The sequence below is a fragment of the Methanothermobacter thermautotrophicus str. Delta H genome (assembly GCF_000008645.1).
Lineage (GTDB): Archaea > Methanobacteriota > Methanobacteria > Methanobacteriales > Methanothermobacteraceae > Methanothermobacter > Methanothermobacter thermautotrophicus.
The window spans coordinates 442126-463880 of the sequence record NC_000916.1; the positions used below are offsets into that span (position 1 = coordinate 442126).

General features: G+C 50.5%; 14 protein-coding genes and 2 pseudogenes. 9 read left to right on the forward strand and 7 right to left on the reverse strand.

Annotated features, from left to right (window positions below):
- The first annotated feature begins 21 nt into the window (after positions 1-21).
- Positions 22-2937, forward strand: coding sequence for a hypothetical protein (locus MTH_RS02315; protein ID WP_010876138.1), 2916 nt, complete (start codon positions 22-24; stop codon positions 2935-2937).
- Positions 2938-2947: 10 nt separating this feature from the next.
- Here the strand turns inward: MTH_RS02315 and MTH_RS02320 are convergent, their stop codons facing one another.
- Entirely contained in the window at positions 2948-4696 is a 1749-nt protein-coding gene (locus MTH_RS02320; RefSeq protein ID WP_158296323.1) for a hypothetical protein, read from the reverse strand.
- A 43-nt stretch (positions 4697-4739) separates the two neighbouring features.
- Here MTH_RS02320 and MTH_RS02325 point away from each other — a divergent pair, with 43 nt between their 5' ends.
- Both MTH_RS02325 and MTH_RS02330 read left to right on the forward strand, forming a co-directional pair.
- Complete coding sequence (locus MTH_RS02325; protein ID WP_010876140.1) at positions 4740-6380, forward strand: McrB family protein; 1641 nt, start codon at positions 4740-4742, stop codon at positions 6378-6380.
- A gap of 9 nt (positions 6381-6389) precedes the next feature.
- Entirely contained in the window at positions 6390-8093 is a 1704-nt protein-coding gene (locus MTH_RS02330; protein ID WP_010876141.1) for a DUF2357 domain-containing protein, read from the forward strand.
- A 99-nt stretch (positions 8094-8192) separates the two neighbouring features.
- On the opposite strand, the pseudogene MTH_RS02335 reads toward MTH_RS02330, so the two are convergent.
- Positions 8193-8541 (reverse strand): annotated as a pseudogene (locus MTH_RS02335) (roadblock/LC7 domain-containing protein).
- Between the two features lie 11 nt (positions 8542-8552).
- Positions 8553-9578 (reverse strand): H(2)-dependent methylenetetrahydromethanopterin dehydrogenase-related protein, encoded by a 1026-nt coding sequence (locus MTH_RS02340; protein ID WP_048060834.1) that lies wholly within the window; start codon positions 9576-9578, stop codon positions 8553-8555.
- A 232-nt stretch (positions 9579-9810) separates the two neighbouring features.
- Between MTH_RS02340 and MTH_RS02345 the strand changes: the two genes are divergently transcribed.
- On the forward strand, positions 9811-10581 hold the full coding sequence (locus tag MTH_RS02345) for a potassium channel family protein (protein WP_010876144.1): 771 nt from the start codon (positions 9811-9813) through the stop codon (positions 10579-10581).
- Positions 10582-10583: 2 nt separating this feature from the next.
- On the opposite strand, the gene MTH_RS02350 is transcribed toward MTH_RS02345, so the two are convergent.
- Both MTH_RS02350 and MTH_RS02355 read right to left on the reverse strand, forming a co-directional pair.
- Positions 10584-11228: a heavy metal-binding domain-containing protein gene (locus tag MTH_RS02350; RefSeq protein WP_238374230.1), complete on the reverse strand. Its 645-nt coding sequence runs from the start codon at positions 11226-11228 to the stop codon at positions 10584-10586.
- 60 nt (positions 11229-11288) lie between these two features.
- Positions 11289-11620: pseudogene (locus MTH_RS02355) on the reverse strand (YbjQ family protein).
- A gap of 329 nt (positions 11621-11949) precedes the next feature.
- Here MTH_RS02355 and MTH_RS02360 point away from each other — a divergent pair.
- Complete coding sequence (locus MTH_RS02360; protein ID WP_010876147.1) at positions 11950-12486, forward strand: PsbP-related protein; 537 nt, start codon at positions 11950-11952, stop codon at positions 12484-12486.
- Positions 12487-12514: 28 nt separating this feature from the next.
- Positions 12515-12979, forward strand: coding sequence for a hypothetical protein (locus tag MTH_RS02365; protein ID WP_010876148.1), 465 nt, complete (start codon positions 12515-12517; stop codon positions 12977-12979).
- 27 nt (positions 12980-13006) lie between these two features.
- On the opposite strand, the gene MTH_RS09335 is transcribed toward MTH_RS02365, so the two are convergent.
- Positions 13007-14428, reverse strand: a complete 1422-nt coding sequence (locus MTH_RS09335) for a PD-(D/E)XK nuclease family protein (RefSeq protein WP_010876149.1) — start codon at positions 14426-14428, stop codon at positions 13007-13009.
- Positions 14415-16457, reverse strand: coding sequence for an ATP-dependent helicase (locus MTH_RS02370; protein ID WP_143485742.1), 2043 nt, complete (start codon positions 16455-16457; stop codon positions 14415-14417). The genes MTH_RS09335 and MTH_RS02370 overlap by 14 nt, the downstream gene beginning before the upstream one ends.
- Before the next feature lie 249 nt (positions 16458-16706).
- Here MTH_RS02370 and MTH_RS02375 point away from each other — a divergent pair, with 249 nt between their 5' ends.
- From MTH_RS02375 to MTH_RS02385, 3 genes are all read left to right on the forward strand, one after another.
- The gene (locus MTH_RS02375) at positions 16707-17741 is read left to right on the forward strand and encodes an ARPP-1 family domain-containing protein (RefSeq protein ID WP_010876151.1); all 1035 of its coding nucleotides are present in this window, start codon (positions 16707-16709) and stop codon (positions 17739-17741) included.
- Between the two features lie 138 nt (positions 17742-17879).
- Positions 17880-18476: a carboxypeptidase regulatory-like domain-containing protein gene (locus tag MTH_RS09740; protein WP_010876152.1), complete on the forward strand. Its 597-nt coding sequence runs from the start codon at positions 17880-17882 to the stop codon at positions 18474-18476.
- Complete coding sequence (locus tag MTH_RS02385) at positions 18368-21727, forward strand: cobaltochelatase subunit CobN (RefSeq protein WP_158296324.1); 3360 nt, start codon at positions 18368-18370, stop codon at positions 21725-21727. The genes MTH_RS09740 and MTH_RS02385 overlap by 109 nt, the downstream gene beginning before the upstream one ends.
- The last annotated feature ends 28 nt before the right edge of the window (positions 21728-21755 follow it).

The window sequence follows — 21755 nt, forward strand, 5'->3', positions numbered from 1 at the left end:
ATCAGAAATGGTGGTGAATAGATGGAGCCTGCATATTACTATCATGATTATCCCGTGTGTCCAAACTGCAAAGAACCTGTGATCACAGGAGCTCCCCTGCTGATTGAGGATGATGGAACATTTAGGTGTTCCTCCTGCGACGCCTTTTTCAGTCCTGCGGTGCATCTTCCGGAAAATGAAGGGGTACATGAATTCCTGACGAAAAATCTGAAAGAACCTCCCAGTGAGGAACTGCCCCTTATCTGGCCCATAAAAAATAACGTGATTGAAAAATCATATCTCAGCTGGCTTCCCAATATCAGTGAAGGAAAGTACCTGATAACATGGCCATGGAGGAATATCAGGTTCCTCCCAGTTCTAATCTGCGAGTGCCTCAGGGTTAAAGGAGATGCCAAGATCGTTGTGATCGGTGAGATCAATACCGGTGAAAGTAAAAATGAGCTGGGTTTTCCTGACCCCTTTTCAGCGCTCGGAAGCCTCCAATACATTGAAGATATGTCTAAGATGGATTCAGGTGATCTCAGAAATCTTAGAAGATTATTAAAAATAGACAGAAAAAATGTATTCAAAAAGAAAAAAAAGATCCATTACAGAATAAAGGATTCAAAGAACAGACATACGACAGAAATATCAGTATACAGACCAGAAATGACCATTAGAAAATGCATAAACCGCATTTTAAAGTACTATAAGAATTTATATGGAATGAATGCTGTAAGGAGTATAACCCAGAAGGATGGGAAGGGTGATAAAAGAATTAAAAAACTGAAGGATGAAGGAATAATCGCCATAAGCATTGAAGAAAGGGAAGAATGGACGGGCAAAAAACTCAATTTTCCGGTATCTGACCTTTTTCATGTAATACTGAATTATGATAACTTAACACGTTTTAAAGATCACTTTAAGTATGATTGCATAACAGATGTCAGGGATACAGATACTTCAGACAGTTCCGTGGTTTTTATCTCACAGACCCTGGAACCAGAAAAACTCTTTGGCATCGTTGAAGAATGCAACCCAGATATTGTATTTTTCACAGATTCAGATTATTTCGTCAATGAAAGGCTTTTCAACGGTAGGAGGTGGCAAAAATTCAGAGAATTTCTTCGTTCAACAGAGTGTACTGTTCTGATGTTTTCACTCAGACCCGACAGCAGACACCTGTACAGAGACCTTCAGGACAGCTTCACATGGCACACCTGGGATTGCATACCCATTCTTGACATACTGACCGGAGATGAAGATCATTCAAGACCATCCCCATTTTCATCATCATTCAGTGAAATATCTGTCCCGGGGATTAATGCTGAGATAGAGTACATCCATCTCGAGGAGATTGATAGAATAGAAGAAATCTCCGAAAAGATCCTGAAAATAGATAACGGTAAAAATGTGCGCCGTTATCTAAAATATCTTCCTCAGACACCTCTCAAGCTCCGCGGCCCACACAATTATTCAAATGGTGGCTGGGTCATTGATAACATTCTGAATCAGATCCTGGATACACCAATCTTTGACGAGGTGAAAAACACATTCGAAGAGGTTTATTCAATTTCATCGGGCCCCCAGAGAAACCCCATACTGAACTCCGTGAAAGAAATCATTGAAGCGGAACTTTCAGAGGATGACAGAAAATCTATATTCATAGCTTTAAGATCATCGCGGGAAACAAAGAGCCTGAAAAAAACTTTTGAAATTGATGAAGAGAATCCTGATGTGCTTGATGCTGTTGATATATGCACCTGGAATGATCTCCCCACCCACCATGGGGAAGGTCCCTCAGTGGTAATAGCAACTTCATATCCACCCATCGGATACTCTCTGAATGATACAGATATAGATAAATTTTACTTCATAGGAGGATCAACAGCCATTGAAAAAATAAAATCAGTAGTTAACAACAGAATCACAGAGCAGATTACAAAACCTCTTCACATTCCATCAAGAAAAGAAAGAGCGCCCGAACTTCTCTTTGAGATTACAGGAAAAATTCATGTTCCTGAAACCGTTAAAGAAGATATCCTAGAGTTTGAAAGATCCATTGAATCAGGATCATATTCAAAGATATCGAATTCGTATGGGAAAACCTATAAAAAGCGTGCGAGAACAATAAGAGCAGGCACTGAATGTGTGCTTGTGATCAATGAAATGAATTGTGGAATGTTCATACCATCCCACAGGCTTCTTTTCTTTAAGGATGAAACTGTCGACAGGATCGAACACATCAGAGCCGGTGATAAACCTGAAAATCTTCAGAACAGGACTCTTTTACTGGATGAACATGGATTCTATACATCATTCAAAGTCCTTTTCACCAGATTCATGATAGAAATTGCCCCAAACCTGAAAATAAAACGTTCCTACTACACCTGGAACGGCTTCAAAGAACTTGTGGATGACTCATATGAATGGTTAAGGAACATCCGAAATGCCATGAAGAAGCTTATGGATGCCCGTGACTGGAATGAAAACAGGGCAAAGGATTACCTATCAGAATATCTTGTTAAATATGATCTCAACGCCAGAAACCCCGAGTATATAAGAGATCACTGGCTGTCGGATCCAGATATCATACTGACGTCGGAGGGTCATGTTCCAGTTTTTGATGTCGAGCACCCCAAGGGAATTTCAGATGTTGAAAAAATATACAGGGCTCTGGATGAACTATTTCCTGAAATGTGTCTTGATGATGAAAAAGCAAGAAGATCATACATTGCATCACGGACTCTTCAGAAACTGAGAAGAAAATTTTTAACTGATGAAAAGCAATCGCTGCATCAACGGTACCACAGATTCCATGACGAGCTCTGGAAAGAAATAAATTACGTCCTTAAACGTTCCGATAAATTTAAAATAAAGGATGCCAGAATTGTTAAGGTCAAGATAGATTCGCCATCCATGAAAATACTTCAAGATTATAAGAGGTATATAACATGAGAGTACGAAGTCACTTCCACCCCTCAATGATCCTCTGTTTCAGTATGCGGAACTCCTCATCCTCAAGCAACCTTCCATTCTTTACTATATGCCCCCTGAGGGTCCTCAGAATGAATGATACCACAGCATGACCTATCATGTCACCCTTAAGACCATATGGGGGCATGGAGAGGAATTTCATCTCATCCACCGGATCAAAGTCGCCCCTTGAAAATTTTTCAACTGTCACATCCACCATGGTCTTAACTGGGTGGTAGACATCTGGAAGGAGGTTAAGGTTCTCATCAACTATCCAGTCACCCCCGGGGCCCCTGAGGATGTGGGCGATGAACCATAATAATCCACTCCCTGTTTTCTTTTTGAACTCTTCAAGATTCTCAGAGAAGAATATTTCAAAGACCTTCGGGTAATTTCCAGTCTTCCAGAGGTTTCTGTTTCCACGTATCACAGGGAGGTTCTCAGGGCCAGAGTGGAAGATCCTCCTTGAAAGCTCACTGTTTATCAGCTCGCTGAGACCATAAAGCCTATCCCCCCTCCCTGATTCACCATTGAGGTACCACTGGAAACCTGATGCCATCAGATCCCCGACCCACGCCGACACCATCCTCCCTGCAGCATCACTGTGCTCAGGGTCATCTGAACTCAGCGCAAGGGTCATGTGGTCGAGGAGGATCTCATAGTCCTCAGCAGCCATTGAGGCGTCAGGGAATACCATGAGAACGTTATCAGGTCCTTGGAGGGTCGGGGCGGGCATCCCCTCATGGGTTCTAAGTATGAGGGCCACAAGGATATCTGATCCTCTGCCATGGAAGTCATCAGCTGAGACCTCAGGATTCAGTGTGGAAGCATACCCTATTCGGAGCTCCCTGAGTGAGGAACCCCTCAGGAACCCCTCAAGGTCATCCCTTCTTTCACCAAAAAGTTTATCAGGTTCATTTATTATTAATTCTCCCAGTCTATCCCTGAATTCCAGATCTTCAGAGCCCAAGTGAGGCCTTTCATCGATCTTAACCCTGAATGAGGAGATATAGCTGTCAAGTATCTCATCCGAGGATGTATCATCAAGATGGATGACACCGTCGTCCAGGGTGATTGATGGGGACTCCTGCAGTTTAACTGCGATTGATTCCATGGTGGTCCCGAAAAGTCTGAGGGGGCCCCCCGGGCATTCATCACCGTAAAGGTATTCCAGTCCAATCTCCCGGGAACCGATATCCTCTGCAAGCCTGTAGAGGGAGTAGGCCACCACATGGTGGTCCAGGTCATCCAGATGTATCCTTTTAACCAATGAGCTCCGTCCCCTCTTCCTCATGGATACGATGGCACCCAGACGCGAGTTATCAAACATGTTGATGAGGGCTGAGACAGGATTTTCCACTGTGGAGTCCTTAATATCACCGAGATCCGGCCTTATGGCCTCCATGATCCCCTTCTTATCGAGGTACTCATCGAATCCCACATTGTCACAGAAGAGATTAACGATGGGGGATCCATGGTACATGCTGACCCAGAGGATCTGCCATGCTGCCACGGGTTCCATGAAGTAGAGGTCCCTGATCCTGCCAAAGAGTGGGGTTACTTTTTCCTTAACAATGAGGCCTGCATCGGCCAGCCAGGACCCGACGGCCTTCACCTGTACCGGACCCAGATTGTTCCTTTCATGCCATCTTTCCTCATGGGTGAAGATTAATGGCATCCATTCATCCCTGAGGCCAAAGGTGGAGTACCTGTCAATTCCATTTAACTTTCTGGCTCTCATCATAAACTAAATATTGAGATGGGGATAAATAAGGCTGTGGGGTGTGAACTTGATCAGATACGTTAATCTCAGAATAATATCAGACAGGGATGAGATAGAATCTCAGCAGAAAAGGCTGGAAAATATTCTGAAGGAGAGAGCAGATAAGGTCGTTGAGGGGGGTGCCGGTTTTCAGGGGGGTGAGGAGAAGGGTAAGGTATACTGGATGTCTGACCTTGGCATATGGTACATGACCCGATTCATAGAGGGGAGCAGGTACTGGAATGGCTTCGGGACAGAGGAGCCAGAGGAGGGAGGTAACAGGACAATCGTGTGTGAGATAAACTTTCCCCCGGAGGGTATAAACCGTAGGGTTGGGGCTGCTATAGCGCGTGATCCCACAGGAAACTACTATGTGGTGCACAGGGGCAAACTAGGTGGGAATTACAGTAAAAGAATATTTGAGGAGAACTACCACGGTGAATGGACAACAGTCATTGACGGTGATCGGCAAGAAAAGGTTGTGGTCATAGGAAAAATTGATGAGACAATCCCTGAGAAAATAAGGAACTTTGTATATGAGGTCCAGAGGATAAAGGGCATGAAAGCCGATTCTAATCTTGAAGAAAATTTTAAGAAAGAAAGTGGGACAGACATTTACCAGCATCTTGACAAAGGAACAGGAACAGACTTTTACCAGTACCTGCAGATTCATGGTTATCACTTCAGACCGGAACTCGTTGAGAACTTCCTCCTCTCCCTCAAGGTCAAGCCCTTCGTGATACTGACCGGTAACTCGGGTACAGGTAAGACGAAGCTTGCACAGCTCTACGGCAGTTACATATCCACAGAGAATGACAAAAGGTACCTGGTCGTCCCGGTGGGTGCCAACTGGACCGAGACGAGGCACATCTTCGGCTACCTCAACATAATGACGGGGGAATACCAGAGCACCCCGGCCCTGGACTTCATCATGAGGGCCTCCAGGGACCCTGACAACCCCTACATCCTGATACTCGATGAGATGAACCTATCACACGTTGAACGCTACTTCTCTGACTTCCTCTCAGCCATGGAGAGCGGCGAACCAGTACCACTCCATGATGACCCCAACTCTGAGTTCCCATCCATGATAGAGATACCCGAGAACCTCAGGGTCGTGGGAACAGTCAACGTGGATGAGACCACCTACATGTTCTCACCGAAGGTCCTTGACCGGGCAAACACCATAGAATTCGAAACCCTCAGGCCAGGGGAGTATCTTAACGGCACCCCCCACGACCAGGGCCCAGCAGGGGACACAGAATTCCTTGAAGACATCATGGAATACAGCAATGATAACATGAAGGACGACCTCCACATGGTATGGGATGAACTTGTGGCTGAACTTGACTTCTTCCATGAAACCCTCACAACCCCAGGATTCGACTTCGGCTTCAGGGTGACAGATGAGATCCTCAGATTCATGCATGCAGCCTGGATCTACGAGAAAAGACCCCGGGAATGGGAAAACTGGGAGCGCTACCTTGACGCCCAGATCAAACAGAAGATCCTCCCCAAGATCCACGGCCCCGAAAGACTCCTCAGGGACACACTCGATAAACTCAAAGAACACTGCCAGGGCAGATTCCCTGAATCAGAGAAGAAGCTTGAGGAGATGCAGAACACCCTGAAAACCCAGCGCTACGCCTCCTTCATCAGGTAGTGATCACCGATGGACCAGGAGATAATCATAGAATTCAGGGCAGGGAGACTGAGGATAAATGGGGGTCCAGCGCCCATTGAAGTACCTCCCAGGATGGTGAGGGTCAGCGGCCACCCCTTAACACTCATAAACGTCCCCCTGGTTGACAGGCCCGGACTTAACCCCATCGAACACTGCCCCTACTACGACAACCTCAGTGAAATAATGCTCCTGGAGGAGACAGAATACCAGGTCCTCTTCGAAACTGAAGGATCCCTCAAGGATGTGAAGGTCCTCCCCCATGCAGATGAACTCTTCAGGAGGATACGATTCAAATTCAGGGACAGAGTGGCGGGTATACTCAACTTCAGGAGCTACGCCGGCAAATCCTTCCTCGACATCGAGACACCCGGGGGCCATGAATCCATACCCATCGAGGTGAGGTCAAAGAAGATAGACTACCATGAACAGTACCCTGCAATGCTGGCAGACCTCTCAGAGGAGATCACATCCATCATCCTCGAGGCTGACTCCTCCATATTCCAGACCTTCACCCCCTCAGGTGAGGATGACAGGACACTCTACGAGGACTTTCTTTTACTGGAGTACCTCTTCAGACCCGAGAACCTCCCGGCTGCAGCTGAACGCATAAATCACAGCTTCTATTCCGGACTTAAACGTGAGGTCCAGGTTGTACCCGCAGGCCTGGCCTCAGTGGTGGACCCCAACGGACTGGTGGGTGTGCTGTCAGACCCGGCCAGCATGGATGCAGATGGGAACATAAGGAACCTCCCGCAGCTGAACCTGCGGGAGACGCCTGACACTCCAGAGAACCGCTTCTACAGGTACTTCCTGGAATCACTGGAGGACAGGATACTCTCGCTCCATGAATCAGCCCCCGAGGGTTACATCAGGGACTCCCTGGAGGGATTCCTGGATGAGGTGAACCTCCTCCTCTCTGCAGGGTGGCTGATGGATGTTGGTGAACTCCAGGTCCTCCCCCTGAACTCACAGGTACTCCAGAAGAGGGAGGGCTACAGGGACGTTCTCAGGTACTTCTTCATCCTTGACCTCGCACTCAGGTTCACCTGGGAGGGGCTTGAGGACAGTATCAGGGGATTTGAGAGGAGGCTCAGTGAACTCTATGAGTACTGGTGCTACTTCAGGATCCTCAGGATCCTGGAGGACATAACCGGGGATAGAGTTAACCCCCGGGACATATTCGTCAGGGATGGCTGGAGGGTCCGTCTGAGGACCGGGAACTCCATACTCAGGTTCAGCATGGATGACACCGAGATAGCCCTCTCCTACAATGGAAGGTTCGCCGGGGACACCCCCTGCAGGTCCTATTCACTCCCCTTCAAACCTGACTACTCCATACTCGTGGCTGTGGATGAGTGCACCTGCTTCATACACCTGGATGCAAAGTACCGGTCCACTGTGAGGCCAGATGACCTCTATGAGAGTATCGACATGAGGGACTCTGAGGAGGAACTTGAGAGGAGGTTCAGGGATGGTGATGTTTACAAGATGCACAGCTACAAGGATGCCATACTGCGCAGTGTGGGGGCCTACATACTCTACCCCGGGGATGAGGATGTTTTATTCAGTGAGGGAGGCGGTGAGGTGCCATCGGTTGGTGCATTTCCACTGAGGCCCGGCGAATCCCATGTGGATGAGAGGAGACTGCGTGACTTTATAGAGAGGGCTATTCTGAATATAATCGAAGGGTAATAACCTTTTATACATGGAATCCCCCCAGAGAACTCACCGGGAGATCAGGAATTTAGAAGAAAGAATCAGCGCAGAACTTCTCCACATCAAAAAAAGAATTTACCCGAGAAGGTCACTGACCCTCTCGGAGCTCCTCTTCATCTCTATCCTTATCATACCCAGGTTCACATCAACATCCGTTATGACAACGAGGATCCCCTCCCCTGCATCTATCATGAGGGTCTTACCACGTTTACCCTCAATCATGACCTGCTCGAGGGGCTCATGTTTTATCTCCTCGGCTGACCTCTCGGCTGTACCGAAGACCGCTGATGCCATGGCAGCCACGAGTTCAGCGTCAATGTCACCCGGGACTTCACTCTCTATTATGAGACCATCCTTACCCACAACAAGTGAGCCGTTAACACCGTTGAATCCTTCCAAGGTCCTTCAGTATCCTCCCTATCAACCTGAAACCCCCTATTCAAACATCTTCCTCATGCATCTCCTTATGGTACCCTCAGCTGCACGGTCACCAATGACGGTCTTCAGTTCACCTGTAAGGGCCTGTGCAGCCACCAGGTCAGTGTGGTTAACCTCTGCCCCCTCAATCCACTTCATGACGTCATCGTTGAGGTCTGAGATCTTCTTGAGGGCTGCGTCGAGTTCCTCCTGCTCATCCAGCAGGTGCATCGACCTTGCACTTTTTACGAGCAGCTCAGGGTTGATGGCGGCTGCCATCCCGTCAACACCTGATGTCTCAACCAGGGACGCCATTGTCTGGAGTGTCATGAGTATCTGCTTCTCAACCATCTCCTCGGGGGCCTTTATGATCTGTGTACCCACATAGTAGTAGTCCAGTACACCTGCAAGTGCCACCGCTGTGACCAGTGACCCCATATCGGCCACCGCTGAGGTCACATCTGCCGGTACTATGTAGGCCTTCTTGCCTGTGCTCTCTGCCAGTTCAGCGCACCTTGATACCTGTTCATCGGTTGCCATGTCCAGTTCAGCTGTGGGTCTCCCGCCGATGACGTAGTGGCCATGCTGTGGTGTCCCTGGCACGGCTGCCGGGTGCATGGAGGATACCCCCACGTCGGTCCTCTCCAGTTTGAGTTCCTTCTCAAGGACGTAGTAGAGGACCACCGGTGATACCGTGCATGTGTTGGCTATGACTGAGCCCTCAGGGAGTTCAGGGAGTATCTCCCTGGCTATACTGAAGGTACCCTTACCGAAGGGGGTGAAGAGCACTGCCACTTCAGCCTCACTGGCGGCCTCCTTATCGTTATCTGTTACCGTTACACCGGCCTCCTCGACCATGCTCCACTGCTCATCGTCCAGGAATTCCCTTGAAGGTTCCGCCAGTATAACATCATGTCCGGCCATTGCAAACTCCATGGCCATCCTGCTTCCACCGTAGGGTGCCTCCCCACCATACCTTTCAGGGAGGTTCAGTTCATCGGTATATAACTTCTGATTACCAGCACCGTAGACTGTCACCTTCATTGCTATCACTCTTTTCACATTGGAAATCTACAGAAGAAAAGTTTAGTTCTGGAGCCTCACCCTATTAAAGTTTTTTCCTGATTGGGGATTTTATGGGCCCTGTTATTAACTTCAGGGCCCTTTGAATGCTTCTAGTGTCTGAAAATATTTCAGACCATCATGGGGTGGTTATAAATAATCATCTCGACAGATAGTAATTCTGGTTCATGATTCCAGAGGTGGGGGTTTTGCCGTGAAAGATCTTCAGTCAGGGCTGAGGGTATTATTTGAGGTGGTATTCCTTGCTGTGCTGGGCCTCGATGGCTTCGCACTCTTCATAAGCGTATTCCTGCCGCTGCAGTCGGGTACCTTCCAGGCGGTGGTCCTCCTTGACCTTGCAGCCAGTGCAATGGTCTTGGTGGCCTACCTCACCAGGCCGGGGGTACGTGACAGGTGGAACGTCCCCCTCGTCGCCGCGCCCTTCTACTTCATAGGCGTGACCATCCTCGGTGTGCCGCAGCACTCACCCATACTTGCAGCCCTGAACCTGGTGAAGGTTGCCGGCATCCTCATGGCCGTCAGGGACCTTGCAGGTTCCGTGGGTGAGTTCATGAGGAGGAGCAGGCTCGGCTACGGGGTGGGACTCTTCATATCCGTGATATTCGTCTTCACCATACTCTTCTACATCGTCGAAAGCCCGGTCAACCCCCTGGTGGTGACCTATGAGGACTCCCTCTGGTATGTGCTGCAGACCATAACAACGGTGGGCTACGGGGACATAGTACCTGTAACCTCCCTGGGAAGGTTCACAGGTATGGTCATAATGTTCAGCGCCATCGCATCCACGAGCCTCATAACAGCCTCCGCCACATCCACACTCCTTGAGACCCTCAGGGGGGAGCAGGAGAGGATAGAATCAAGGAGGCGGGATGAGTTCAGGGAAATCGAGGCCAGAATCAGTGGAGTTGAGGAGAGGCTTGAGAGGATAGAGGAGATGCTGGGGGAACTCAGGAAAGGACCATGATACTATTCAATGGCTGTGCCGGTTGCAGTCACAGCCAAGAGCTCACCGCCAATCACCGTAACCTTAACTTCGATGTCAACAACTCCCCTGCCACCCATGGACTCTGCATCTGAGAGCATCCTCTCAACCGCCAGCCTCCTGAGTCCATCGAGGTCCCCTGGATCCCCCACGGCCTCACCAGCAGCTATACCTATCCCCACCCCATGGGGCCCATACTCCAGGGGTACGGTATCATCTCCCCCTGATAAACGATCCCCCAAACCCTTACCCAGGAGTCCCAGGGCGTATGTGATGGCAGCTGCAAGGATGAAGTTCACGGTGGTGGGGAATGCTGCCTGGAATGCCAGGAGGAGGCCCCCTACCGTGAAGACATTCCACTGGATGGGTTCGGCCGGGAACAGCCAGCCATAGATGTTCACGGCGAAGAATACCAGTATGGCGCTCAGGGCACCTGTGCTGGCCCCATATTTTCTCCCGGCGACGTATGACTCCATGAAGCCCGCAAGGAGTGGTGATACTATGTACATTATGTTGAAACCGAATATGATAAGCTCTAACTTAACAGATACCGCCGCAGATGCGAGGCCCGCTGCAAGGCCTGCCAGCACAGCCAGTATGGCCCACCTGTAACTCCTCAACTCAGACACCCTCACTCCTCATCCTCAGATTCTGGCTCCATCCAGTTCATACATCCACCCGGACACCCCTCACTCCTCATCCTCAGTGGATACTGCCGTGCCTGTGGTGATACGAGTATGGTGTTCCCCATGGTCCCCCCGAGGTTGTGGTAGTCCAGGCGCACCCCGATGATGGCGTCTGCACCGAGCCTCTCAGCTGCACTTGCCATGGAGGACAGTGCTAGCTCCCTGGCCCTTGCAAGTTCCCTCTCATAGGCCGAGGTCCTGCCACCCACAACGTCCCTGACACCCGAGAAGATGTCCTTGTATATGTTGGCGCCTATGAGGGCATCCCCTGTAACTATACCATGGTACCTGGATATCCTCTTACCATCAATCGTCTGTGAAGTCAGCATAAGCATCCTGAAGTCCTCCACCCACCTCTATGTTTAAGGGGACCCATATATCTACCGGCCTCCGGGTCCATCAGTAGATAGGTGGGATTTTAAAGATAGAGGTGATGCCACAACGAGATAAGTGGGAGTCCAGGACCCTCCCCCTGTATGGGGGTCCCCATTTAGAATTTAATCCCCTCCCGAGGAATCATTAAACAGGTGCCCGAGCTAAATCTGGAGATGGATGATGCTCATTCTTCGAGATACTCATGAAGATTAGGAATAAATAAATAGAAGGTGGGGCAGATACATTACCGTTTTAATGGGGGGAATCTATATGAGAGAAACTTATAGCTGTGGGGGTTCTGCTTCTGGCCGTTATGGTTTCAGGCTGCACAACAACCACTGAAACAGGTAACACAACCGTGCCTGACATACCATACAGGACCTACTCTGACAGTGAAATTTCCTTCAGGTACCCTGAATCCTGGACCTCTGAAAATCTAACCGTCCAGACACCAAATACCATTGCCGCCGTTGCGGATCCAGCATCTGTGGAGTCATCAGGGAACATCGTAACCCTTGTGATCATACAGAGCATTCCACTGCCATCAGGTAAGACCCTTAAGGACGTCTATGACGAGACCTACAGGTCCTTTGAACAGCAGTCAGGGTATCAGCTCATATCCGAGAGAACACTGACCATCGATGGCGTTACAGCCTACGAAAACATACACAGGATAAATGTTGATGGTGTCACTAAACAGGAACGTGCAACATGGCTCGAGAAGAACGGTAAGATATACGTCATCCTCTGTGGAACATCACCTGAAAGGTTTGACACAGAGAACAGGAACTTCGACCTCATAACATACTCATTCCAGGTGAAATGAAAAAACCTCATAACATGAAAGGGTAAAAATGAAAAAAACGGTATTCCTCATCCTGATCTTTTCAGTTGCCGTTTCAGGATGCCTCGGCAACGGCTACAGGGTCTTTGAGAATCAGGAGATCATATTCCACTACCCTGCATCCTGGAGCCAGGTTTCCTTCATACACCCACCCGGTGACGTGGACACCTACTATGAATATGCCGTGACGGTGGCAGAACCAGGAGGAGGACTTGATACGGTGGCCACAGTTGAGAAGCTGAAGGCGAACCGCAGTTATCCCACCCCGGAGGGTGTGCCTGATAAAAGGAACATCAGCCTGAGGGGTTACCCTGGAGTCGAGTTCAGGTACCCTGAGAATGAGAGCATGGTGAGGGTTACCATTATAAGCACACCACGCGGACGCTATTGCCTGGTGTGCCGTGCAAGGAGTGAGGACTTTGAGGGTGAACTGGAGAACTTTGACCTCATAAAGTACTCCTTCAGGGTGAAGTAGGATCCACGCTCCTGTAGGCGTGCAGCTCTAGCCATACCTTACCTCTCCAAACCTCTGGAGTATATCCATCTCCTCCTCACCTATCTCAGGGTCTCCCCTTAGTATCACGGGTATCTCGCTGAGGGGCTTTGCCCTTGTAACATCGTTTTTGAGTCTCTGGTACACCGCGTTTATGGCCCACCCATAATCCATATCCCCGGAATCAGTAACCCAGAGGACGTCTATGTCAGCATTTCTCGCCCTCTTAGATTCCTCGTCCCACATGCTGATGAATAACCTGTCTTCCTGCCTCCATGAGTATTCCTCATCACCTATTATGCCCACAACCTCCCTTACTCCATCCTCAAGGAATTTTGAGTGGCCGCAGACACGGCAGACCACGAACTGGCCCTCAGGTGTGTGGATCTTTTTGGGTTTGAACAGGTCCCTCCCGCATATGAGGGTCTGATAATCCTCCTTAAGAGCCCTCTGAGCCTTTTTCAACCTCTCAATGGCCCTCCTGGCAGCTATCCTGACCCCCTCCCCAGGGTCATTGAGGGCCTCCCTCAGCACATCAAGGGCCACGGCATCCCCTGCCTCTCCAAGGTAATCAGCGGCCCGCGCCCTGACCTCAGGGTCATGGGAGTTTCTGAGGTACCCCATGATCCTCTCCATGGCCTCCACGTATCCATCCATGTCATGAGGGTCAAGGTCCCTGAAGGCCCTCCTGAGGTCCTCTGCCTCACCACCGGCTCCTGCCTCCTGTCTTCCATTGATGTAGGTGCAGATGGAGCGGAATATGCAGAGACTGCAGAGATTGTTCTCCCTTGGAGGGAACTCCTCCCGCCTTATCCTCTCAGCCACGTCCTCAAGGAGCCCCTCGATGTCTGCTGCCGGTTCTATCAGGTGCCATTCTGAATCCTCAAAGGTGTAGGCCAGGAAGCCGTCGAAGTCAAGGTCCAGGGCGTGCCTGTACACTCCCAGCTGGAGTTCAATGTCCCGTGCATGGATGCCCGACCCTGACATTGACTTGAAGTCCACCAGCTCCAGGCCGCCTTCACGGTTCCTTATGATGAGGTCTGTCTGACCAGTTATCATGAAGCCGTCCTTCATTATGCTGAAGGGCTTCTCTGCAGAGACTATCTCTGATGCGCGGCCCCTTATCTCCTCAAGGTAGCGTTTTAGTTTTGATATGAATGCCCTGAATCCATCAGGGGACATTTCGATGTCCCTGAGTGCATGTGATGCCAGTTCCTGAAGGTAATCATCTGTCACAGCCTCGCCACGCATCAGGCGCCTGTTTATCCTCCGGAGGCACTCATGGACCGCTATACCGTAGAGCTGGTCCCTGGTTGAGGGGACGTCGAATCCGTACTCATAGAGCAGCATGTACCTGAAGGGGCAGGTGAGGTAGGTGTTGAGCTCTGTGAAGCTGATCCTGAAGATCTCCCTGGTCTCAATGTCCTCCAACCTGGCAGCTGTTCTTTATGATCTCTATCCTGGCATCCTCTGGGTCTATCCTCCCCAGCCTGTCACTGGTTATCCTTGAAGTTTTGATGAGATCCTCTATGAACTCCGAGTAACCGATCCGGCCCCTGTGGTTTTTGGTTGCTGATACTATGAGCATGTCCTGGGCCCGGGTCATCCCCACATAGAAGAGGCGCCTCTCCTCGATCTCATCAGTCCTCATGGTGCTCCTACGGAGTTCCTCGGGTAATTCGAGTTCACTCCTCTCCCGGACCTTCCTGGGGAATTTCCCGTTGAATACAGAGCATATTATGACCACCGGAAACTCGAGGCCCTTGGCCCTGTGCATTGTCATTATGTTGACTGAGTAGGGGTTATCAAGGAGTATCTGGTCGTACTTTTTGATTCTACCCGACATGGCCATCCTTATGAACTCCATGAGGCCCTCCACGCCTGGCTCCAGGGATATGCGCTCGTAGTCCTTTATGAGTGAGCTGAACCTTGCCAGGTTGTAGAGCTTCTCCCTTGACTCATCATCACCCCTCTCAAGGAGCCTGTGGGGGTACTCTGTCAGTTCAAGGATCTCATAGTACCTCTCAAGTACTCCGAGGTCGCTGTCGATGAGTCTGTTGAGGGCCACAAGTTTCCTGATGTCATCGGGGTCTGTGAATCCTGCCCCCCTGAATTCCCTGTGCTCCCTGAGGCCCCTTAATTCCTCCTCATCCATGTCCAGGATGCGGTTGACGCTGCCGGGGGTCAGGTCCATGAACTCGCCCTCAAGGTGTTCGTATTTCAGTTTTCTGATTATCTTCCTCCTCTCATTCCGGGTGTGGTGGAGGAGGTGCATGATGTAGAGTATTTCCTCCCGGTCAAAGAAGCCTCCCTCACCGTATACATTGAAGGGTATGCCCTCCCTGCGTAGTTCATTCATTATCTCCACTGCATCGTGCTTCACGCTTCTGAAGAGGAGGGTCACGTAGCCCTGGTGGGGTATTACACCGTGGTCAACGAGGGCCCTTATTATTCCCACCACATTGGATGGTTCATCCTGGTGTGTGGGGTTGTCCAGGATGAATACCCTGTTCTCTGAGTCCCTCACGGGCCTTATGTCCTTGGGGTACTCTCTGTAACCATCCATGAACCGCTGGGTGACGTCAACTATGCTGGGGACGGACCTGAAGTTCTTCTCAAGCATGACAACCTCGGCACCGTACTTCTTCTGGAAGCCCAGGAAGTTTTCGGGGGTGGATCCCCTGAAACCGTAGATGCTCTGGTCCTCGTCTCCAACAGCGAAGATGTTGCATTCCTCCCCTGCCAGGAGTTCAAGGAACCTCTCCTGTATCTGGTTGGTGTCCTGGTACTCGTCCACCATGAGGAACCTGTACCTTGACCTGAGGTCATCCAGGATCTTACTGTCGTTTTCAAGGAGTCTGACGACCCTCCACTGCATCCCTGCAAAGTCAAGCAGGCCGTTCTCATCCATGAGGTTGAGGTACCTCTGGTAGGCCTCTGCAACGGTCATCTCGAACCTCCCTGCACCCTTATTTCTGTAGTGCTGGATCAGGGTCTCGGGGTCGACCATGTTCTCCTGGCACTCGCTGAAGAAGCCCTGGATGAGGGGGAACCTCTCCCTCTGTACATTGCCAAGTCCCAGCTGTTCCCTGTGTTCGTATATGAACATGAGCTGGTTTTCCTCATCCAGGACATGGAAGTTTGAGCCGAGGGTGTGGTGGTCGGGGTACATGCGGAGTATGCGGTTGCAGAAGGAGTGTATGGTTGATATCTGCATCTCCTCTGCCCTTCCACCCACACGTCTGATTATCCTCTCCTTGAGTTCATCTGCGGCCTTCCTGGTGAAGGTTATCACGACCAGGGATGATGGTTCAGCACCCCTCTCATCTATGAGGTGGGCGACCCTCTCCACTATGATCCTGGTCTTCCCGGCCCCCGGCCCTGCAACAACGAGGAGGGGTCCGGTGAAGTGTTCAACTGCTCTGCGCTGTTCATCTGTGAGCTGAATCTCCCCTGTCATGAATGGCACCCCATAAATGTTATTCTATGGTTTCCATCCACTTTTATAGTTTTTCCATTGAATTCTCATGGCCGGTAGCCTCCCCTGAGATTATTGAAAATACATTAACATTAAAATTAAAGTTATTATGAAGAATTTAATAGGCTGATGAATTCAATAAAAAAATTTATATTCAATAATTTTAATGTACATTATTATGTCATACTCAGACTATAAGGGCTGTGCATCTATAATTTCAGAGGTGATGTTATGAATGAGACCGTCAGGGAGTACCTTAATGGACTTGAGTTCCTGAAGCCCCAGGTTTCAGGACCCATGGAGGTCATACCGGTCCGGGCTCCCGGGGGAAGTCTGAGCTATCTTACATTATCAGAGGCCATGGAAAGGGAAGTGCTCTGGATGGGGGAGGTGGATGAGTCAGGCTCGGTGCCGCAGGTGCGTGCAGTGAACCGCTCCTGCGAACCCGTGCTCTTAATTGATGGTGAGGAACTTGAGGGTGGCAAGCAGAACCGTGTGATCAATGCAACGGTTCTATTACCTGAGGAATCCGAGACAATCATACCTGTGAGCTGTGTTGAACAGGCAAGGTGGTCCTACACCTCAAAGGAGTTCAGGGACCCGGGGAGGGTTGCTGCCCTGAATGTCCGCCTTACAAAGACAAGGACAGTTACAGAGAACCTGGAAGGGATGGCCGGACACATCATTGATTCAGGACCAGAGCAGACACCTGAAGAGAGAGCCATGGAATTCTACCGTTCAAACCAGGGAATGGTATGGGAGGAGGTGAACAGGCTCCACAGGAGGACAGGTACAGAATCAGGGACCGGAGCAATGGGGGATGCCTACCGGAAGGAGGAAGATAAACTCAACAAATTCAGAAAACCATTCAGACCCGTGAAAGACCAGAAAGGTGTTCTTGTAGCTATAAACGGGACGATAGCTGGACTCGAATTTGTTTCAAGAGCTGAGGCCTACATGAGGCTCCATGAGAGGATCATAGGAAGCTATGCCATTGAGGCCATGCTGCATGATAGGGTAGAACATGGCCCCCTGAATGAGGGTAGCTTCATTGAGGAGATAATGGGTGCAGATGAGAAGAGCTACCCATCCCCCAGCTACGGTACAGACCACAGGTACACCTCAGATCACATTACCGGTTCAGCCCTCACACACAGGGGTGAGGTGGTGCACTCTGTTTTCTTCAGCCTGGAGAATGACCGGTTACCTTGCAGGGCCATGGAAATGATGAGGAGCAATCATCACATATCACAGAACCATCAATGAGGAAACACCATCACCCAGTTAATATAAATTTTACCTTATAATAATTAAAGTTAACTTTAAATACTGCCTCCCTTAAAGTAAAGCTGAATAAAATTAAAGGGAGGTGAAATTATCAGGAGATTAATAGCACTGCTTGCAGTGATACTCACAGTTTCACTCACAGGAGCTGTCAGTGCAGCAGAGGTGACAGGACACGTCAGGGAGATATACAATGAAACATCAGGGAGCTACACAACCCTGGAAGGTGCGCTACCAGTCAGAAACGCCACTGTAACCATAATACATAACGGATCTGTTCTCAATGAGACACGTACAGCGCCGGATGGCTCATACAGAATCAACTTCAACGACACATTCCCTGCGGTTGTCCAGATAAAGTATTCCAGCTACAGGACAGCCAGCTACACCATCAACGGCTCATGCACCATCAACCACACCTTCATGCCAGATATAGCCATAATAAGTTCGGTTCCAGAGAAGGGCCGCATCCTCAAATCAATGGAGAACCGGAGGATAATCTACCATGACATGTGGGATCCATCATCATCGGCAAACGACTGGATAATGGAGTACGTGAACTTCGCCTACCTGGACATGGCCATGCCCGGGACAGGATGGGGCGACTCATGGTACCCCTACCTTCTGAGGAGCCCTGCGAACCAGAGGAACATGATAGCAGCGGCCTTCGGTTACCCCACCGATACAGACAGCGACCATGGGGGGGCACGGGGCTGAACCTCCTCGGAGGGACACCCGGCAATGACACCCCCGGTACCATTGAGAACACCTACATTGCAAGCTACTATGCCCTTGCATCAGGAACAGCTGCCAGGGAGAACCTGGAGAACATGGTGAAGTACATCCAGTACCTCATGGGTGAGACCACATCCAACCCAGTGGAGAACGGCCAGGGCCCGGTTATGGCAGCCCCTGACTGGGGACTATACCACCCTGACCGTGGCGTCATGAGCGTCGCAGCAAGCAGGGAGCAGATAAGAACCTGGATAGAGGGCAACCCGGGACTCATCCCACCCTATGACAGCCTCAGGTGGATAGACCAGAACTTCTCATCATGGGCAGAAAACCAGCGAAACGATGTCTACAGAGAATTTGAGAACTGGTACAGTGCAAACAAGAACATCACAGGACCCTTCATCGTCGTTGTAAGCTACAACCCATCAAACACCGTGGATGCCATAATCCGGGAGGCTGAGAGGCAGGGAAGGGCAGCATTCAACCTCTACCAGGGTGCCACCAGCCCCGCAGTGAGTTCCCTCCTCGAGGAGCTCACACTGGGTGTCAACGGTAAGGGGCCCCTGAACCGTAACATAAGCGCCGTCATATCCCTCTACTCCTGGTCCCTCAACTACGCGAACCTGCCATCCGGCGGGGCCCTCAGCGAACTTGAGAGGATCAATCTGCCCGTACTGAAGGCTGTGCAGCTCTACAGCAACTCAAGCCTGACAAACCCCCTGGGTGCACAGTACGAGTGGACCTGGCAGGTCACAATACCCGGATTTGAGGGCGTGTTCTCACCCGTGGTTGTATCATACACCGATTCATCACAGAATGAGGTCGTGATTCAGTCAGGGGTCCGGAAGATGGTCGAACTGGCGAATGCATGGGCCAGACTCAGGGAACTTGAAAATTCAGAGAAGAAAATTGCGGTGATACTCTACAGCTACCCTCCGGGTAAGGATGGATTCACGGCATCATACCTTGACGTCTTCAGGAGCCTCCATGAACTCCTTGTGAAGCTCAATGAAAGCGGCTACAGGGTTGAGAGGATACCATCACCTGAGGAGCTCTACACCATCGTCTCAGAGTTCGGTAATAAGGGCACCTGGGCCCAGCCACTTCTTGAGAGGTATGTGTCAGAGCACAGGAGGGAGCTGGAAGCCAGAGGTCAGCTGCTCGACATCCAGAGGTACCTTGAATGGTTCAACGCCCTCCCTGAGAAGCTGCGCTCAGAGGTCATATCAAGGTGGGGCCAGCCCCCAGGCAACATAATGACGGTTAACGGGTCCATCGTCATCCCTGGTCTGATGCTGGGGAACATCTTCATAACTGTCCAGCCGGCCCGTGGCTGGGATGAGGTCACAGACTACCATAACCCATATCTGCCACCCCACCACCAGTACCTGGCCTTCTACCGCTGGATCGATGAGGTCCTAGGCGCCGATGCCATGGTCCACCTGGGGACCCATGGAACCCTCGAGTTCCTCCCGGGAAGGATGATCGGCCTCATGGAGGATGACTGGCCCTTCCAGCTCACCAGTCTGCCCAACATATACCCATACATAGTCTCAAACCCTGGTGAGGGAATGGTGGCAAAGGACCGCAGCGGTGCACTCATCATAGACCACATGACACCTGCAATGGTCCAGAGTGGCCTCTACGGTGCACTCATTGAGATCCACGACCTCATCCACCAGTACGAGAACGCCCTTAAGGTCGGTAACAACCAGATACTCCCTGCACTGGAATCCCGGATAAAGACTGAGGCCTCAGAGATGGGCTTCAACATGACCGGTAACTTCACAGAGGCCCTTGAGAGACTCCACCTCAGTCTACATGAGATAGAGTCAGACATAATACCCCTGGGACTCCACAGCCTCGGCAGGGTCCTTGAGGGTGACGAGCTCCTGGAGGAGGTTCTCACCATAGCATCATCAAGGTCAGATCTCCTCGAGAATATCAGGAAACAGCTCTATCCGGGTCTGCCAGCCTACACTGAGATGCTGAAGGACCCACTGCGCTACAGTGACGAGATAGCCTCAGTGAAGAACCTTGCACGTCTATGGATAGGCAGCATCATAAACGGTACTGTGCCCTCCGGGATAAATGCCACGGACCTTGAGTTCATCAATGACACCATCATGAAGATACGTGGAAACACCGAATGGCAGAGCATCCTCGCAGCGCTCTCAGGTGGATTCATAAGACCTGGACTTGCAGGGGACCCTGCCTGGTGTGACGTACTTCCAACAGGCGCCAACTTCTACTCAACAAACCCCAGGAAGATGCCCACAAGGGCTGCATGGGAGACCGCAGTGAGGATAGTTGATTCGATGCTTGCAGAGTACTACCAGAAGCATGGCAGCTTCCCTGAACTCATCGGTATGGTTATGTGGGGCACTGAACTCCTGAGGACCGACGGGATAGCCATTGCAGAGTTCCTATACCTTCTCGGAGTTAAACCCCAGTGGAACAGTAACGGTGACGTCAACCCAGCCCCGGTCCTCATGAATGCATCAGAACTCATGATAACAGTGAACGGTACCCGGATACCAAGGCCACGTATAGACGTATTTGTAACAGCAGTCACAGGTAACCAGCTCTGGATAGACCTCATGAATAAGGCCGTTGAACTTGCAGCTTCAGCCAGTGACACCGAGAACTATGTGAAAAAACATTACAGTGAATGCGGATCCCTTGACCGTGTATTCGGTCTCAGGGGACTCGTACTCGAGGGTACTGGTGTATCTGATATGACACCTGCAACCTCAAGGTGGAACACCAGCAGTGAACTCGCAGACGTCTACCTGTCAAGGGTATCCTATGCCTGGAGGTCCACCCCAGGAGGCGTGGATATACAGCAGAACCGGGGCACGTTCCAGTACCTCCTGGGTAAGGTGAACCTGGTGACACAGAACCTGGACAGCACATGGAGGCTGATGGACACCGACGACTACTATGACTGGTTCGGTGGAATGGTCCTCGCATCAAGGCACCTGGGAGGTAACCCCGATACAGCTCTTATAGATATAAGGAACAGGAACACGGTTACAGTGAGAACGGTGGCCGAGGAGATTGAACTTGAGATCAGATCCCAGCTCCTCAACCCCAAGTACATGGATTCCCTCCTCAATCACCCAGCGGGTGGCTTGAATATGCTTCAAGGTACAAAAATGTCTTTGGAATTGCAGTTACAACCGGCAGCGTCAGCAATGAACTCTGGGACCAGCTCGCAAGGAACCTTCTGAGTGACCGCTTCAGGGCATCCGGGGGCTA

Coding starts and splice junctions, on each gene's coding strand:
- MTH_RS02315 (WP_010876138.1), top strand. CDS start 22: ATGGAGCCTGCATATTACTATCATGATTATCCCGTGTGTCCAAACTGC.
- MTH_RS02320 (WP_158296323.1), bottom strand. CDS start 4,696: ATGAGAGCCAGAAAGTTAAATGGAATTGACAGGTACTCCACCTTTGGC.
- MTH_RS02330 (WP_010876141.1), top strand. CDS start 6,390: ATGGACCAGGAGATAATCATAGAATTCAGGGCAGGGAGACTGAGGATA.
- MTH_RS02340 (WP_048060834.1), bottom strand. CDS start 9,578: ATGAAGGTGACAGTCTACGGTGCTGGTAATCAGAAGTTATATACCGAT.
- MTH_RS02365 (WP_010876148.1), top strand. CDS start 12,515: ATGAAAAAAACGGTATTCCTCATCCTGATCTTTTCAGTTGCCGTTTCA.
- MTH_RS02370 (WP_143485742.1), bottom strand. CDS start 16,457: ATGACAGGGGAGATTCAGCTCACAGATGAACAGCGCAGAGCAGTTGAA.
- MTH_RS02375 (WP_010876151.1), top strand. CDS start 16,707: ATGAATGAGACCGTCAGGGAGTACCTTAATGGACTTGAGTTCCTGAAG.
- MTH_RS02385 (WP_158296324.1), top strand. CDS start 18,368: ATGGTACCCCTACCTTCTGAGGAGCCCTGCGAACCAGAGGAACATGAT.